Source organism: Homoserinibacter sp. GY 40078, from assembly GCF_008017545.1.
In the GTDB taxonomy this organism is placed as follows: domain Bacteria; phylum Actinomycetota; class Actinomycetes; order Actinomycetales; family Microbacteriaceae; genus Homoserinibacter.
In genome coordinates this window covers 459,968-475,764 of the sequence record NZ_VRTZ01000002.1, presented here as the reverse complement: position 1 = coordinate 475,764, position 15,797 = coordinate 459,968, and the positions used below count along the sequence as shown (strand labels likewise).

The 15,797-nt window shown below is 69.6% G+C and carries 14 protein-coding genes and 1 pseudogene; 5 read left to right on the top strand and 10 right to left on the bottom strand.

Going from position 1 to position 15,797, the window contains the following annotated elements; translation table 11 throughout:
* Nucleotides 1-11: 11 nt before the first annotated feature.
* The 4 genes from FVQ89_RS10980 to FVQ89_RS10965 all read right to left on the bottom strand — a co-directional run bounded on the left by FVQ89_RS10980 (nt 12) and on the right by FVQ89_RS10965 (nt 3,280).
* Complete coding sequence (locus FVQ89_RS10980) at nt 12-695, bottom strand: NUDIX domain-containing protein (RefSeq protein WP_147901982.1); 684 nt, start codon at nt 693-695, stop codon at nt 12-14.
* A gap of 75 nt (nt 696-770) precedes the next feature.
* Complete coding sequence (locus FVQ89_RS10975; protein WP_147901981.1) at nt 771-1,277, bottom strand: hypothetical protein; 507 nt, start codon at nt 1,275-1,277, stop codon at nt 771-773.
* Nucleotides 1,278-1,312: 35 nt separating this feature from the next.
* Entirely contained in the window at nt 1,313-1,870 is a 558-nt protein-coding gene (locus FVQ89_RS10970) for a hypothetical protein (RefSeq protein WP_147901980.1), read from the bottom strand.
* A 48-nt stretch (nt 1,871-1,918) separates the two neighbouring features.
* Complete coding sequence (locus tag FVQ89_RS10965; RefSeq protein ID WP_147901979.1) at nt 1,919-3,280, bottom strand: FAD-binding oxidoreductase; 1,362 nt, start codon at nt 3,278-3,280, stop codon at nt 1,919-1,921.
* A 74-nt stretch (nt 3,281-3,354) separates the two neighbouring features.
* On the opposite strand from FVQ89_RS10965, the gene FVQ89_RS10960 reads away from it, so the two are divergent.
* Both FVQ89_RS10960 and FVQ89_RS10955 read left to right on the top strand, forming a co-directional pair.
* Nucleotides 3,355-4,824: an Ada metal-binding domain-containing protein gene (locus FVQ89_RS10960; protein ID WP_147901978.1), complete on the top strand. Its 1,470-nt coding sequence runs from the start codon at nt 3,355-3,357 to the stop codon at nt 4,822-4,824.
* A gap of 5 nt (nt 4,825-4,829) precedes the next feature.
* The gene (locus FVQ89_RS10955; RefSeq protein ID WP_147901977.1) at nt 4,830-5,588 is read left to right on the top strand and encodes a glycosyltransferase family 2 protein; all 759 of its coding nucleotides are present in this window, start codon (nt 4,830-4,832) and stop codon (nt 5,586-5,588) included.
* Between the two features lies 1 nt (nt 5,589).
* Here the strand turns inward: FVQ89_RS10955 and FVQ89_RS10950 are convergent, their stop codons facing one another.
* Nucleotides 5,590-6,495: an alpha/beta fold hydrolase gene (locus tag FVQ89_RS10950; RefSeq protein ID WP_255513569.1), complete on the bottom strand. Its 906-nt coding sequence runs from the start codon at nt 6,493-6,495 to the stop codon at nt 5,590-5,592.
* Between the two features lie 66 nt (nt 6,496-6,561).
* Between FVQ89_RS10950 and FVQ89_RS10945 the strand changes: the two genes are divergently transcribed.
* Both FVQ89_RS10945 and FVQ89_RS10940 read left to right on the top strand, forming a co-directional pair.
* Nucleotides 6,562-7,587: a YihY/virulence factor BrkB family protein gene (locus tag FVQ89_RS10945; RefSeq protein ID WP_147901975.1), complete on the top strand. Its 1,026-nt coding sequence runs from the start codon at nt 6,562-6,564 to the stop codon at nt 7,585-7,587.
* A 62-nt stretch (nt 7,588-7,649) separates the two neighbouring features.
* Nucleotides 7,650-8,531: an SDR family oxidoreductase gene (locus tag FVQ89_RS10940; RefSeq protein WP_147901974.1), complete on the top strand. Its 882-nt coding sequence runs from the start codon at nt 7,650-7,652 to the stop codon at nt 8,529-8,531.
* An 18-nt stretch (nt 8,532-8,549) separates the two neighbouring features.
* Here FVQ89_RS10940 and FVQ89_RS10935 read toward each other — a convergent pair whose 3' ends face one another.
* Nucleotides 8,550-9,356: a type II CAAX prenyl endopeptidase Rce1 family protein gene (locus FVQ89_RS10935; RefSeq protein WP_147901973.1), complete on the bottom strand. Its 807-nt coding sequence runs from the start codon at nt 9,354-9,356 to the stop codon at nt 8,550-8,552.
* A gap of 33 nt (nt 9,357-9,389) precedes the next feature.
* Entirely contained in the window at nt 9,390-10,208 is an 819-nt protein-coding gene (locus tag FVQ89_RS10930; RefSeq protein ID WP_147901972.1) for a Ku protein, read from the bottom strand.
* 160 nt (nt 10,209-10,368) lie between these two features.
* Between FVQ89_RS10930 and FVQ89_RS10925 the strand changes: the two are divergent.
* A pseudogene (locus tag FVQ89_RS10925) lies at nt 10,369-12,745 on the top strand (ATP-dependent DNA ligase).
* A gap of 16 nt (nt 12,746-12,761) precedes the next feature.
* Here the strand turns inward: FVQ89_RS10925 and FVQ89_RS10920 are convergent.
* From FVQ89_RS10920 to FVQ89_RS10910, 3 genes are read right to left on the bottom strand one after another with little or no spacing between them, the layout of a single operon-like run.
* Entirely contained in the window at nt 12,762-14,303 is a 1,542-nt protein-coding gene (locus FVQ89_RS10920; protein WP_147901971.1) for an aspartate ammonia-lyase, read from the bottom strand.
* A gap of 49 nt (nt 14,304-14,352) precedes the next feature.
* Nucleotides 14,353-14,571 carry a hypothetical protein gene (locus tag FVQ89_RS10915; protein ID WP_147901970.1) on the bottom strand — a complete coding sequence of 73 codons (219 nt, stop codon included), beginning with the start codon at nt 14,569-14,571 and terminating at the stop codon, nt 14,353-14,355.
* Nucleotides 14,568-15,710: an inorganic phosphate transporter gene (locus tag FVQ89_RS10910; RefSeq protein WP_147901969.1), complete on the bottom strand. Its 1,143-nt coding sequence runs from the start codon at nt 15,708-15,710 to the stop codon at nt 14,568-14,570. Before FVQ89_RS10910 ends, FVQ89_RS10915 begins: the two co-directional genes overlap by 4 nt.
* Nucleotides 15,711-15,797: the final 87 nt, after the last annotated feature.

Genomic DNA, 15,797 nt, shown 5'->3' with positions numbered 1-15,797 from the left:
TCTCTCCCGGTTCAGCGGATCCCCGCCGCGGACAGCGGCGAGGGGTCGACGGGGTCGACCGTGGTGTCGTAGCGGTACAGGCGTGGCGGACGGTGACGCCCGCCGGTCACGTGCTCCCCCGTCGCGACGACCGTGCCGGAGGCCTCGATCTGGCGACGGAAGTTCGCGGGGTCGAGGGGCCGCTGCAGCACGATCTCGTGCACCTGCCGGAGCTCGGCGAGCGTGAAGGTCGGGCCGAGGAACGCGTGCGCGATGCGGGCGTAGCCGAGCTTGGTGCGGAGCCGCCAGAGCGCGTAGTCGACGATGAGGTTGTGATCGAAGGCGAGCTGCGGGAGCTCGTCGGCAGCACGCCACGTGACGTTCTCGCCTTCGAGAGCCCGGTCGGCCTCATCCCCGCGCACGAGCGCCCAGTAGACGACCGAGACCACACGTCCGGTGGGTGAGCGGTTCGGCTCCCCGAAGGCGTAGAGCTGCTCGAGATACGAGGGCTCGAGCCCGGTCGTCTCGGCGAGTTTGCGTGCTGCGGTGTCGGCGAGGCTCTCGACGGGGTCAGCAGCTCCCCCGGGAAGCGACCAACGATTTTCGAACGGCGGTCGGATGCGACGCACGAGCGGCAACGACAGAACGAGCCGCCCGTCGCCATCCGGTCGAAGGGCAAAGATCACGGTCGAGACCGCGAGGTCGATCCCGCTCATCCCACCTCGCTCGACTAAAGGTCACTGTGACCAGAACACAGTTTAGCAGGTGAGACCGACCCGTCGCCGCGAGCCTCAGCCCTCGTCGGGCGCGATGCCGCCGACCGCGGCGACCACGTCGCACGCGACGACCATGCCCGCGAACGCGGCGAGCATGAGGCGGAGCCTGGGAGAGAACGCGGTGCTCAGCCGATCGCGGAGCCCGTCAGGGATGGACGCCGGATCGACGCCGATGAGGCCGCCCCAGTCGAGCAGCAACCGCTCCGACTCGGTCACCTGCGGTGCGTCGGGATCGTCGCCCGCATCGAGGATCGCGCGCCTGTAGCGTTCCGACATCACCGAGCCGTGCTGCGCGGTCGCGATCGCATGTGCGAACAGCAGGACGGCACGCTCACCGATGTACGGCACCAACTCGTCGGAGAGCGTCGCGAGTTGCGTGTACGCGCGGAAGCTCGGCACATGACCGAGCAGGGTGCGCTCGAAGGGACCGAGCGGCGCGCCGTGGTCGCGCACGTACTGCTCGCCCGCGGCGACCGCCTCGGCCGAGAGCTCGGCATCCGACGACAGGGGCAGGAACGTCATGCGTCCCAGATTAGGGTGCCGCGCGGCGCGCGACGCTACGCCGCGACGCGGGGGGCCGCCCCCGCGATCGGTGCCACGTCGTCGAAGACGCCCTGGCGGATCGCCTGGAACACCTCGACCGCCGCCTCGGCCAGCCGGCCGTGGCCCGCGAGCACGCTGCGCCGAACGCGCGTGTCGTCCTGGATCGCGAGGTCCGCCGCCGAGTCGACGATGCGCGCACCGAGCGAGCGGGCCCACGCGGCCGTCATCTCGGTCACGAGCGAATCGGCCGAGTCGACGCGCACGTCGTCACCGCGGCCGAAGGGCCGTGTGCGGACGAGCGCACGGGCGATGAGCCCCGGGCCTAGGTAGCTGACCACCTGCTCGTCGGAGATCCACCGCGGAACACCGAGCACGTCGCGCTGCTCACGGAGCACGAGATCACCGAACTCTTCGCCCGAATCCCGCCACGCGACACGGTCGCGAGGGGCGAAGCCGTTGGTGTCAGGGCCCGCGGCGTCGACCAGGCCGACGACGAAGCCACGACCACGGAGGGTGGGGCGCAGACGCAGGACGCCCGTCGTGGGGCGCGGCACGGAACGGATAGCAGTCATAACGATTGGTCCAACGCGGAGGCCCCCCTCCGCATTCCCGACAAGACGTCAGAAGATCTTGCCGGGATTGAGGATTCCCCCGGGATCGAAGACGGCCTTCACCCGTCGCTGGAGCTCGAAGGAGTCATCCCCGAGCTCCTCCCGCAGCCACCGGCGCTTCAACAGCCCGACCCCGTGCTCGCCCGTGAGTGTGCCGCCAAGACGCAGGCACTCCTGGAACATCTCGTCCGCGGCGGCCCACACATGCTCGGGCACCTCGGGATGCCCGCCGGTCGCGTCGGGCTCGAAGACGAAATTCGGGTGCAGGTTGCCGTCTCCCGCGTGCGCGACGGTCGGAATCGACATGCCGTAGCGCCGCTCGATCCGGCCGATCGCCGCGAACATGGCGGGCAGCGCGCTGCGCGGCACGGCCACATCCTCGATGAGCACCACGCCCTGCCGCTCCATCGCCGGGTGGAAGGACCGGCGGACCTCGAACAGGCGCTCCCCCTCCGCAGCATCCGCCGCGAGCTGGGGCTCGCCCCCCAGCGACCGGATGATGGCGACGACGTCCGCCGCCTCGGCCTCCGCCCCGATTCCGTCCGTCCGCACGAGAAGCTGCGCGCCGCGATCCCCCAGTTCGAGCCCGAGATAGGCGCCGATCGCCGTCAGCGCGCTCTCGTCGAGCAACTCCATGATCGCGGGCTTCACCCCGCTCGCGGAGATGACCGCGCTCGCGCGGGCCGCCTGCTCGACGTCGGCGAACGACGCACTCACCGTCACGACGGTCCCGGGGGTCACGGGGCGGAGCTTGAGCGTCGCCTCGACGATGATCCCGAGGGTGCCCTCCGAGCCGATGAAGAGGGCCGTGAGGTCGTAGCCGGTGACCCCCTTGACCGTCCGATGGCCCAATTCGAGGAGGGTGCCGTCGGCGAGGACCACCTTGAGACCCAGTACCGCCTCGCGGGTGACCCCGTACTTGATGCACATGAGCCCACCCGCGTTGGTGGCGATGTTCCCGCCGATGGTCGAGATCGACCGGCTCGCGGGGTCGGGCGCGAACCAGAGCCCCCGCTCGGCGAGCAGGGCGTTGAGGTCGCCGTTGATGACGCCCGCCTCGACGACAGCCAGTTCGTCGTCCTCCGAGATCTCGAGTACGCGGGTCATGCCGCGGGTCGAGATCACGAGCTCTCCGGATGCGGCGATGGCCCCTCCCGCGAGGCCGGTGCCGGCGCCGCGGGGCACCACGGGGACGCCGTGGGTGCTCGCCCAGCGCATCGCCGCCTGCACATGCGCGATCTCGGTCGCCTCGACGATCGCGAGCGGGCGTGTCGACGACAACTGCCCGGATTTGTCGGCACGGGCGGCCTCGAGGGCGCTCGGATCCGTGACCACGACGTCGCCGAGCTCTGCGCGCAGTGCATCCAGCATGAGTCGAGAGTATCCGGTGGGGTCATGTCCGATTCCCGCTGGTGGGGGTCGGTGGCGCATGCGAAGGTGAGCACGTGACACCCGATGACGCGGAGGCGTTCGCGACCCGTTACCGGGCGCTCGCATCCCGTGACGCCCGGTTCGACGGCCAGTTCATCGTCGGTGTGCACAGCACCGGCATCTACTGCCGACCGAGCTGTCCCGCGATGACCCCGAAGCCCGGGAACGTCAGCTTCTACCGCACGGCGGCCGCGGCTCACGAGGCGGGCCTGCGGGCCTGCAAGCGCTGCCAGCCGGACGCCGTCCCGGGCTCACCCGACTGGAACCTGCGGGACGATCTCGCGGCCCGTGCGATGCGGCTCATCCACGATGGCGTCGTCGACCGCAACGGTGTCGCAGGACTCGCCCACCGCCTCGGCTACTCCGCCCGCCACCTGACACGCGTGCTCACCGCCGAACTCGGCGCGGGTCCTCTCTCGCTCGCGCGCGCTCACCGGGCGCAGACGGCACGGACACTCCTCGCCGTCACCGAGCTGCCGATCGCCGACATCGCCTTCGCCGCGGGCTTCGGCAGCCTTCGACAGTTCAACGAGACGATCGCCGAGATCTACCGCGCCACCCCTGGCGAGCTGCGCGCCCTCAGCAGGAGGGGCACCCGCTCTCCGGCCGCTCCGGATGCGGGCGAGCTGCGGCTGCGACTCCCCGCCCGCGGACCGATCGACCGCGAGGGTCTGCTGCGCTTCTTCGTCGACCATGCGATCCCGGGTCTCGAAGACGCGGACGGCGCCCACTTCGCGCGCACGATCGGACTTCCGGGTGGACCGGCGCACATCCGGATCGAGGCGGATCCCGAGGGCACGGGCTTCCTCTGCCGCATCCGCCTCGCGCGTCTGGCAGACGTGGGAACCGCGGTCGCGCGCATCCGACGCGCCCTCGACCTCGACGCGGATGCCGACGCGATCGATGCCTCGCTCTCGCGCGATCCGGCGCTCGCCCCCCTCGTCGCGGCTGTTCCCGGCATCCGCATCGCGGGATCGTTCGACACCGCCGAGGCGCTCTTCCGCACCCTCATCGGACAGCAGATCTCGGTCGCCTCCGCACGCACCGTGCTCGGCCGGCTCGTGGCGAACCTCGGCGACGGCGGCTTTCCCGACGCGGCGACGATCGCCGAACGTGGCCGCGAGGTGCTGCGCGGACCCACGGCCCGCATCGACGCGATCGTCCAGGCCGCGGAGGCCCTCGCCGACGGTCGTCTGCGTCTCGACATCGGCATGCCGGTCGCCGAGTTCCGCGCGGGGCTTCTGGCACAGCCGGGGATCGGGCCGTGGACGGCCGACTACCTCGCGATGCGGGCACTCGGTTCTCCCGACGTGCTCCCGGTCGACGACCTCGTGATCCGGCAGTCGGCCGCCGCACGGGGGCTGCCCGCCTCGCGCGGCGGACTCGCCGCCTCTGCGCGCGAGTGGTCTCCCTGGCGCAGCTACGCCGCACTGCACCTGTGGCGGGCGCGTCCCGCGCGCGAGGTCGCCCCGCGCGTACGCTGATCCTCGTGACGACGGTCTCGGTGGTCATCCCGGCGCGGGACGACGCGGTGATGCTCGCCGCGTGCCTCGCCGCGCTCGCCCACCAGACCCGCCCGGCCGACGAGATCATCGTGGTCGACAACGGCAGCCACGACGACACGGCCCGGATCGCCGCCGAAGCGGGCGCGCGCGTCGTCACCGAGGAGATCGTCGGCATCCCCCGAGCGTCCGCCCGGGGATACGACGCCGCGACGGGAGAGCTGATCGCCCGTCTCGACGCGGACAGCGTGCCTCCCGTCGACTGGATCGCCTACGCGGTTGACCGATTCGACCGTGACCTGAGGCTGTCGGTGCTCACCGGGATCGGCGACTTCTACGGTGCGACCCCCCTCGTGCACACCCTCGGGCGCGTCGTCTACCTCGGCGGCATGCTGGCGTCCATGACCCCGTACCTCGGTCATCCGCCGATCTTCGGGTCGAACTTCGTCATGCGTGCCGAGATCTGGCACGAGCTCTCAGGCGAGGTGCACCGCACCGAGCGCGGGATCCACGACGATCTCGACCTCAGCCTCCACATCAAGCCGTGGATGCGCGTGACCTACGACCCGGCCTTCCGAGTCGGTATCTCCGCGCGCCCCTTCGAAACCCTCTCGGGCCTCTCGCGCCGGGTCGGATGGGTGGTCCCGACCCTTCGCAACCATTGGCCGGACGACGCCCCGTGGCGTCGTCGCGCCGCGCGGAGGCGTTGGCGCAGCAGCACTCGCGACGATCGGCGCTCCGCCTGATTCAGGCGCTCGAGCCGTCGGCGCCGGACATCAGCTCGAGCATGTCGCGCACCAGTTGATGCGGGGTGGTCTCGCACGGGCTGTGGCCGGTCTCGTACACCGCGAGACGCGCACCGAGTCGATCCGCGTGCAGCGAGTACCGCTCGACGGGCCACAGGTCGTGTCGACTCGTCGCGACGAGCACCGGGATACCCGCCGCGCGGACGCTCGCCGCGACGTCGGGCGCCCGCATCATGAGCCCCACGATGTCGTCCACACACTCACGACGCGTGAGAGCGAACCGGGACTGCACGAACGCGAGACGCGACGGCCCTACCCGGTTCTTGTTCGTCCGGATGCCCCAGATCATGAGCCCGGCGCCCACGTGAGGCGTGAGCACCCACGAGAGCGGACCGATCAGCTTCACGTGGCGGTATGAGTTCCCGGCGTCGGGGGGCGTCGTGAGAAGCGTGAGGCTGCGCACGAGCTCCGGGTGCTCCGCCACGACCAGCTGGGCGATGATTCCGGCGAAGGAATATCCGAGCAGATGCGCAGGCGCACCGGATGCGAGCACCGCAGTCAGATCGTCGACGAAGAGCGAGTAGTCGTACCGCCCATCAGCTGGCGGACCGGCGAGGTGCGACTCGTAGTTGCCCGCGAGGTCATACGCCTCTACGCGATAACCCGCCTCGGCGAGCAGCGGCAGCATGAGCGCGAAATCCTCCTTCGAGCCGGTCGCCCCCGGGATCAGAACCACGCGGGGCGCCGCGGGATCCCCCATTGACACGACCGCGAGCCGCCCACTCGGAGCCTCGAACACGCCGCGCACGGACCCGGGAACGGGTGCCGCCCAATCGATCTCGCCGATCGCTGCATCCCGCACGACAGCCGGGTCGTCGCGGCTGGTGCTCTGCTTGGGCGCGGTCACGGGGACACGATAGCCGTAGCATGCCCGCATGGCCCCAGACGACGACCCGCTCCCCGGGGTTATGTGATGGACGAGCGCACGCGCCACGCGATCGACCAGGACGAGCTGCGGAAAGCGGGACCGCTCCCTCCGCGGAGCTGGCGGCTGGCCGCGCGCCGAGCCTGGCACGGCTTCGTGCGCCACCGGGGCCTCGACGCTGCAGCAGCGCTGACGTTCTTCACGACGCTCGCCGCGTTCCCCGCGGCCCTCGCCTTCACGAGCGCCTTCGCGCTCACGAGCGACCGGCAGCGGGCTGTAGACGACATCGTCGCGATCGCGGGCACTCTCCTGCCCGACGACGTGGCCGAACAACTGGCGACCCCGATCGATCAGCTGCTGCGCCTCGACAACCCCGGGATCGCGCTCACGATCGCCTTGGTGCTGCTGCTGTGGACCACATCCGGATACGCGACGGCGTTCGGCCGTGCCATCAACGCCGTCTACGGCGTGCAGGAGGGGCGGCTGTTCTGGATGTTCCGGGCCAAGATGCTGCTCGTCGCTGCCGTACTCGTGCTGGTCGCGAGCGCCATCGTCGCGTCGCTGCTGGCGACGCCGGACACGGTGCAGCAGGTCCTCGGCGACCGCGGGCTGGGACCCATCGCGACGCTCGTCTGGAGCATCGTCCGTTGGCCGCTGCTCGTGGCTCTCGCCTTCGTGTTCATCGCTGTGCTCTACACGACGACACCGAACGTGCGGCATCCGAAGGCCGTGTGGGCGAGCGTCGGCTCCGGGTTCGCCGTGGCCGTGTGGGCCATCGGAACGGCCGGATATGCGGGCTACGTACTGCTCGTCGGTGCCTACGGCGCCATCTACGGCTCGATCGGCACCCTGCTCGTGGCTCTGCTGTGGGGCTACCTCACCAACATCGCACTCGTCGCAGGTGTCGAGCTCGACGCGGAGTTCGTGCGCCTGCGGCAGTTGGCTCGCGGCATCGAGGCGGAGGAGATCGTGCGCATGCCGGTACGCGATGTGCGTCGCGACCACTGGATCGCCCGGCAGCACGACGACGACGTCGCGAGATCGCGGCGGATCCGCGAGGAGTCGGGCGGGTAGCACGCGCGTGCATCCGAGGGAAGCCCCTTGAGGCGTCGTCGACACCGGCGTGGTCTGGGGCGATGGACGACACAGATCGCAACCCCGTCACCCGCTACCGGACCGAGGGCTTCCCGCGGCAGGAGCAGGAGCAGCCCGGCCTCACCTCGAAGACCGATCCGACCCCGGATCACGGCGAGGAGAGCTATGTGGGGTCCGGGCGCCTCGCCGGCATGCGCGCCCTCATCACGGGTGGCGACTCCGGCATCGGCCGAGCCGTCGCGATCGCCTACGCCCGCGAGGGCGCCGATGTCGCCATCTCGTACCTCGAGGAGGAGCAGGGCGACGCCGAGGACACCGCCGAATGGATCGAGAAGGCAGGGAGCCGCGCGCTCCTCATCCCCCGGGACGTCCGCAACGAAGAGGAGTGCACGCGTCTCGTCGAGTCGGTGGTCGATGAGCTGGGCGGCCTCGACATCCTCGTGCTGAACGCGGCGTATCAGGAGAATCGCGACGGCCTCGAAACCATCCCGACCGAGGAGATCCAGCGCGTCTTCGACACGAACCTCTTCGCGCCGATGTGGACGGCGCGAGCCGCGATCCCTCGCCTCTCCCCCGGCTCGTCGATCATCACGACCTCCTCGATCCAGGCGTTCCATCCCGCGCCGAAGCTCATCGACTACGCCATGACGAAGGCGGCGCAGGTGGCGTTCACCCGCGCCCTCGCGCAAGAGCTCGGCCCCCGCGGGATCCGCGTGAACGCCGTCGCGCCGGGCCCCATCTGGACGCCCCTGATCCCCGCGACGAGCTGGCCCGACTCGCTCGCCGACTTCGGTCAGGACACGCCTCTTGGCCGGGCGGGGCAACCCGCGGAGGTCGCGCCCGCGTACGTCTTCCTCGCGTCGCCGGAGGCCTCCTACATCTCGGGCGCCGTCGTCCCGGTCACCGGAGGAAAGGCGCTCTGACGAGGCGCCTGACGGCGCTCAGTAGACGAAGATCGGGATCCAGTCCGGATTGTGCGCGTGGACGATCGCGAGGAAGACGATCGCGTCGAAGAGCAGGTGCACGGCGAGCACGTATCCGAGCGACTTGGTGCGCGCGAACAGGTACCCCTGCAGGAGCGCGAACGGCGCCGTGAGGAACGGCCCCCAGGATCGGTATCCCAGTTCCCACAGGAATGACACGAAGATCGTCGCCTGCACGAAGTTCGCGGGCCAGAGTGGCAGATGGCGCCGGAGCAGCGCGAAGCACGTGCAGATGAAGAACAGCTCGTCCCACGTGCCGACCGCGTTCACGCCGATGAAGAAGCGGACGAGCTCGTCGGTCTCGGTGATGTGCGGCCAATTCGCGTAGGTGCCCGAGCGGATGAAGTAGAACGGGAGGATCAGCCATCCGAGGACCGGCACGGCGACGAGGTAAGCGATCTCAAGCCGCGTCTTCCTGGTGCGACTTCGCCACGGGAAGGTGATCGCCTTTCGCCGCAGGAGGAGGCGGTCGAGGAGGAACGGGGTCGCGACCGCGAGGCCGAGCACCGCTCCGATTCGGATGAAGCTCGGCCACGAGACGTCGGCTTCCACGGAGGTCGACGAGACGATCGCGATGCCGATCCCGATGAGCGTCAGGTCGGCGCCGAGCTCGCGATCCATCGCCCACGCGAGACCCACGGCTGCGACGAGCAGCAGATGGCCCCAGCCCGGCAGCTGGAAGCCGAACAGGACGAGCGCGGACGCCGCGACTCCGATCGCGGGGATGAGAGGACGGTGCGACGGGGTCTCGGCGAGGGTCTGCACGCCTCCAGCCTCGCAGACGAGTCGCGGCCCGTCTCAGCTCGCCGCCGTCTTCGGCTTCTTCTTGGTGCCGCCGCCGCGACGCTTCTCGACGCTGCGCTTCAGCGCCTCCATGAGATCGAGCACCTCTCCACCGCCGTCCGTCGCGCGTCCGAACGTCGCCTCGGTGTCAAGGGCGTCGCCCTGTTCGAGCTTCGCCTCGACGAGCGTCCGCAGCTGCTCCTGGTACTCGTCGGTGAACTTCTCGGGAGCGAAGTCCGAGGCGAAGCTCTCGACCAGCTGCTTCGACATATCGAGTTCGGCCTTCGTGATGTTCGGGCTCTCGTCGAGTTCGGGGAAGCGCGCCTCACGCACTTCGTCATCCCAGAGGAGGGTCTGCAGCACGAGCACTCCGTCGCGCACGCGCAGAGCCGCGAGGCGGGTCTTCTGCCGGAGCGCGAACTTCACGATCGCGGTGCGATCGGCGTCCTCCAGGGTGCGCATCAGCAGCACGTACGCCTTCGTCGACTTCGAATCGGGCGCGAGGAAGTACGACTTCTCGAACATCAGCGGGTCGATCTGCGCCGTGGGCACGAACTCGACGACATCGATGTCCTTGCTGCGCTCGACGGGGAGTGCCGCGAAGTCGTCGTCCGTGAGCACGACCGTCTGGTCGCCGTCGACGTACGCCTTCACGATGTGCTCGTAGTCGACGGTCTCGCCATCGATCTCGCACACGCGCTTGTAGCGGATGCGACCTCCGTCGGCGTCGTGCACCATGTGCAGCGGCACGTCGTGATCCTCGGTCGCCGAGTAGAGCTTCACCGGCACGTTCACGAGACCGAAGCTCAACGAGCCCTTCCAGATCGAGCGCATTCCGACATTCTCGCCTCGGATGTGGACGCTGTATACCCCATGGACGGGCGGCGGAGGCCGCGAGTAGGGTGCCCAGGTGGCACGCGTCCAAGACCCGAGCGCCGAGCAGTACGTGGGCGTCGGCGGCCACCGCATCCGCCTCACGCATCTCGACAAGGTCATGTATCCGGAGACGGGCACCACCAAAGCCGAGATCATCGACTACTACACGCGGGTCGCGGACGCGCTCATCCCGCACGCGACGGGACGCCCCGCCACCCGCAAGCGCTGGGTCTCGGGTGTCGGCACCGCGGCCAAGCCCGGGCAGGTGTTCTTCGAGAAGAACCTCCCGGACTCCGCGCCCTCGTGGATCCGGCGGCGCGACATCCAGCACAGCGATCACGTCAACACGTATCCCCTCGTCGACGACCTCGCCACCCTTGTGTGGATCGCGCAACAGAACGCGCTCGAGATCCACGTGCCGCAGTGGCGCTTCGGGCGCGGCGGAACGCGCCGCAACCCCGACCGGATGGTGCTCGACCTCGATCCGGGTGAGGGCGCCGGGCTCGCGGAATGCGTCGAGGTCGCGAAGCTCGTGCGTGCGATCCTCGGCGACATGGGGCTCGATCCGATGCCCGTGACGAGTGGCAGCAAGGGCATCCACCTGTACGCCGCCCTCGACGGGAAGCAGTCGAGCGACCAAGTGTCCGCGGTCGCGCACGAACTCGCCCGCGCACTCGAGGCCGATCACCCCGATCTCGTCGTGAGCGATCAGCGGAAGACCGATCGCGTGGGCAAGGTCCTCCTCGACTGGAGTCAGAACAACGGCAGCAAGACGACGATCGTCCCCTATTCGCTGCGCGGACGTGCCCGCCCCACCGTCGCCGCTCCGCGCACCTGGCGCGAGCTGCTCTCGCCGTCGCTGCGCCAGCTGGAGTTCGACGAGGTGCTCACGCGCCTCGCGAAGAAGGGAGATCCGCTCGCCGAACTCTCGGCGAGCCATCCACCTGGGCGCTGAGGTCGACGAGCGCCTCGCGGAGTACCGGTCGATGCGGGACGCTGCCCGCACACCGGAGCCGATGGGCGGTGGAGGCGGCGCGGACTCCCCGGACCGGCCGTCGTTCGTCATCCAGGAGCACCACGCGACGCGTCTGCACCACGACTTCCGACTCGAACGGGACGGCGTGCTCGTGTCGTGGGCGCTCCCCAAGGGTCTCCCCGCCGATCCGGGGGTCAATCACCTCGCGGTCCAGACCGAGGACCACCCGCTCGACTACGGACGTTTCGAAGGCACCATTCCGAAGGGGGAATACGGGGCCGGGACCGTGACCATCTGGGATTCGGGCCACTACGACCTCGAGAAGTGGCGCGACGACGAAGTGATCGTCACGATCCACGGCGCGCGACACGGCTCGCACCGGCTGGCGCTCATCCGCACCTCCGGCGAGGGGGCGAAGTCGAGCTGGCTCATCCACCTCATGAAGGATCAGACCCCGCACCCCGAGCACGACGGAACGGAGCCCTACCGACGCCCACCGTCGACCTCGCCCGGCCGTGGCCTCCGCCGGGGCAAGACCGTCGTCGGGTCACGGGCCCGGAACACGGAAGGGGTGCATCCGATGCTCGCGACGGCAGCGGACGAGCGCGAGCTGCGCGGCGAGACCGGGTGGCGCTTCGAGATGAAGTGGGACGGCATCCGGGCGATCGCCCGCGTCTCGGGAGACGAGGTCACGCTCACCTCCCGCAACGGACTCGATCTGACCGCCGGTTACCCCGAACTCGCCGTGCTCGCGGAAGCGGTCGACGGCGACGCGGTCCTGGACGGCGAGATCGTCGCGCCCGACGAGGACGGCGTGCCGAGGTTCGCCCTGCTGCAACGACGCATGGGCCTCACGTCGCCACGCGACGTGGATCGCGCGCGACGGGCGGTGCCGGTGAGGCTGCTGCTGTTCGATCTGCTGGAAGAGGCCGGCCGCTCGATCACGGCGCTCCCTTACGAGCAACGGCGCATCCGCCTCGATGCGATCGTCACCCCGAATGCGGTCATCCAGGTGCCGCCCGACGTCGGCGACGACGTCGCCACGGCGATCGCCACGAGCCGCGAGCTCGGCCTCGAAGGCGTCGTGGCGAAGCGGGCGGACTCGCCCTACCGGGAGGGTCGGCGCAGTCGCGATTGGCGCAAGCTCAAGCACAGCCTCGTGCAAGAGGTGGTGGTCGGAGGCTGGCGCACCGGGAAGGGCATGCGAACCGACACGATCGGCTCGCTCCTCGTCGGTGTACCCGAGAACGGCCGTCTTCGCTATGTGGGTCGCGTGGGAACGGGATTCGACGACCGCACCCTGGAGCGCACCCGCGCCCGCCTCGATGCCCTGGACATCGCCGAGCCAGCACTCGACGGCGTTCCCGCAGAAGATGCTCGGGATGCGCATTGGGTGCGCCCCGAGCTCGTCGGCGAGGTCGAGTACGGCGAACGCACCCCCGACGGCCGCCTGCGCCACCCGGTCTGGCGGGGATGGCGACCCGACAAGGATCCCGCCGAGGTGAGCTGGGAGCGCTAGACGGGACCAGGCCGGCCTACTCCACCACCTTGCCGACGACGATCGGGATGGCGCTCGTCGGCGGGACGATCCCCGACAGCCGGTCGGGTGCGAGCACGCGGTCGACCGCCTCGCGGGTCATGAGGCCGCGCCCCACGACGAGGTCGGCGATCGACGCGTTCGTCGTGAGCGCCGTGTGCGCGAGAGCCGCTGCCTCCGCGTAGCCGATGTAGGGGGTGAGCGCCGTCACGACCCCGACGCTCGTGGCGACCTGGCCCGCGAGCCGCGCCTCGTTGGCGGTGATGCCGTCGACGCAGTTCACTCGCAGGGTGCGGCAGGCGTTGGTCATCCAGGCGAGCGATTGCAGCAGCGAATGCGCGATGACCGGCTCGAAGGCGTTGAGCTGCAGCTGCCCGCCCTCGGCTGCCGCGGTGACCGTCGCATCCGCTCCGATCACGGCGAACGCCACCTGGTTCACGACCTCCGGGATGACGGGGTTCACCTTGCCCGGCATGATCGACGATCCCGCCTGACGCGGAGGCAGCTGGATCTCGTTGAGACCGGCCTGCGGGCCGGACGAAAGCAGTCGCAGGTCGTTGCAGATCTTCGAGAGCTTCACGGCTGCGCGCTTGAGCGTGCCGGATAGGGTCATGAAGATGCCCGCGTCCGAGGTCGCCTCGATGAGGTCGGGGGCCGTCTCCTGCGGGATCCCCGTGACGGCCTCGAGGTGGCGCCGTACGGCCTCCGCGTATCGGGGATCGGCCGTGATGCCCGTTCCGATCGCCGTGGCGCCGAGGTTGATCTCGTTGAGCCACGGAATGACCTCGGTGAGCCGGTCGTAGTCCTCGGCGAGAGTCGTCGCGAAGCCGGCGAACTCCTGACCGAGCGTCATCGGCACCGCGTCCTGAAGCTGGGTGCGCCCGACCTTCAGCACGTGCGCGAACTCCCGCCCCTTGGCTCGGAAGCTCGCCGTCAGGCGCGCGTGCTCGGCGAGAAGGCGTTGCACACCGAACACCATCGCCAGCTTGATCGCGGTCGGGTAGACATCGTTCGTCGACTGGCTGCGATTGACGTCGTCGATCGGGTGCAGGTGCGTGTAGTCGCCCTTCTCGTATCCGCTCGCCTCGAGCGCGGCGTTCGCGATCACCTCGTTCGTGTTCATGTTGGTGCTCGTGCCTGCACCACCCTGGATCACCCCGACGACGAACTGATCGTGCAGCTCACCCGCGACGATCCGCTCGCAGACCGCGTCGATCGCGTCGGCCTTCGCGGGATCGAGCACCCCGAGCTCGCGGTTGGCGCGCGCTGCCGCCTGCTTGACTCGCGCGAGGGCGCGGATCAGGTCGGGATAGTTCGAGATCGCGCGCCTCGTGATCGGGAAGTTCACGAGCGCACGCGCTGTATGCACTCCCCAGTAGACGTCGGCAGGGATCTCGAGGCTCCCGAGGGAGTCGCTTTCGGTACGGGTGGGGCCGGTGCCGGAGAGCAGATCGCGTGAGCCGTCGGGGCCCGTCGTGACGAGGTTCTCGTCGCCGATGATCTGCTGCTCGGAGGCGTTCAGGCCGGTCGTGTCGGTCATCTCGCATCTCCTTCGATGGATGCCCCGATTCTAGGCCGCCGGGTCTCGCTCAGCGGGCGAACAGGACCATGAGATGGTCGCCCACGATGATGTAGATCCCGAGCAACACGGCCGCCGCGCACAGCACGAACATCATGACGCTCACCGGTCGCCGCCACGCGGCCTCGCCATCGCCGAAGCGCAGCCCGAGCGAGAAGAGGGTCACCGCGATGCAGGCCGAGACGAGGGCCGCGACGAACACGGAGACGAAAGCCAGCCAGTCGATCATCGCCGCGCCTTCCGCTTCTTGGGCCGCACGAAGACGCCGGGCTCGGGCTGGTGCAGATTGCGGTGGTCGACCCGGTTGCGCCGGGCCCACAGGAAGATGGCGGTGATCGCGGCGAGCGCGAGAACGACCACCGCGACGATGCCCGCCGTGCCGGTGCCGGCGAGGAGAGCCGCGAGCGCTCCGATGACGCCCGCAGCCGGGATCGTGATGAGCCAGCCGAGCGCGATGCGCCCCGCGGTGCGCCATCTGACCGAGGCGCCCTTTCGGCCGATTCCCGTTCCGATGACGGATCCCGAGGCCACCTGGGTCGTCGAAAGGGCGAAACCGAGGTGGCTCGATGCGAGGATCGTCGCCGTGGTCGCCGACTCGGCGGCGAACCCCTGGGCAGGTTCGACCTCGGTGATCCCCCGGCCCATCGTGCGGATGATCCGCCAGCCGCCCGAATACGTGCCGAGGGCGATCGCGAGGGCGCACGCGGAGATCACCCACAGGGCCGGGCCGGACCCCACGTCCTGAAACCCCGCCGCGATGAGGGTGAGCGTGATCACGCCCATGGTCTTCTGGGCGTCGTTCGTGCCGTGCGCGAGCGACACGAGGCTCGAGGTGAACACCTGACCCCGTTTGAAACCGTCGCGCTCACGCTTGCGGGTCAGGCGGTAGGCGAGCTTCGTCGCGAGGTACGAGACGACACCCGCCGTGATCGGGGCGAGTACTGCCGGGATGAGGATCTTCGAGATGAGCACTCCGCCGTCGATTGCGGCGAAGCCCGCCCCGACGACGGCTGCCCCGATGAGGCCGCCGAAGAGCGCGTGGCTGGAGGACGACGGAAGACCGAGCAACCACGTGACCAGATTCCACACGATGGCGCCGATGAGCCCCGCGAGGATCAGCACCGGGGTGATCTGCACGCCCCCGTCACCTTCCCGGATCAGACCACCCGAGATCGTCTTCGCGACCTCGGTGCTGAGGAACGCGCCGACGAGATTCAGCACGGCGGCGATCGCGACGGCGACCTTGGGTCGGAGCGCACCGGTCGCGATGGGTGTCGCCATCGCGTTGGCTGTGTCATGGAAGCCGTTGGTGAAATCGAAGAACAGGGCCAGCGCGATGACGAGCGCGACCAGAATCAGGGGATCCACTGCGGGCAATCCTCACACGCCGTTCACCCACCGGCAACTCGCGCACCCCCGGTCGGGGAGTAAGCTCCCGCGCCCGCACGGGAGTGG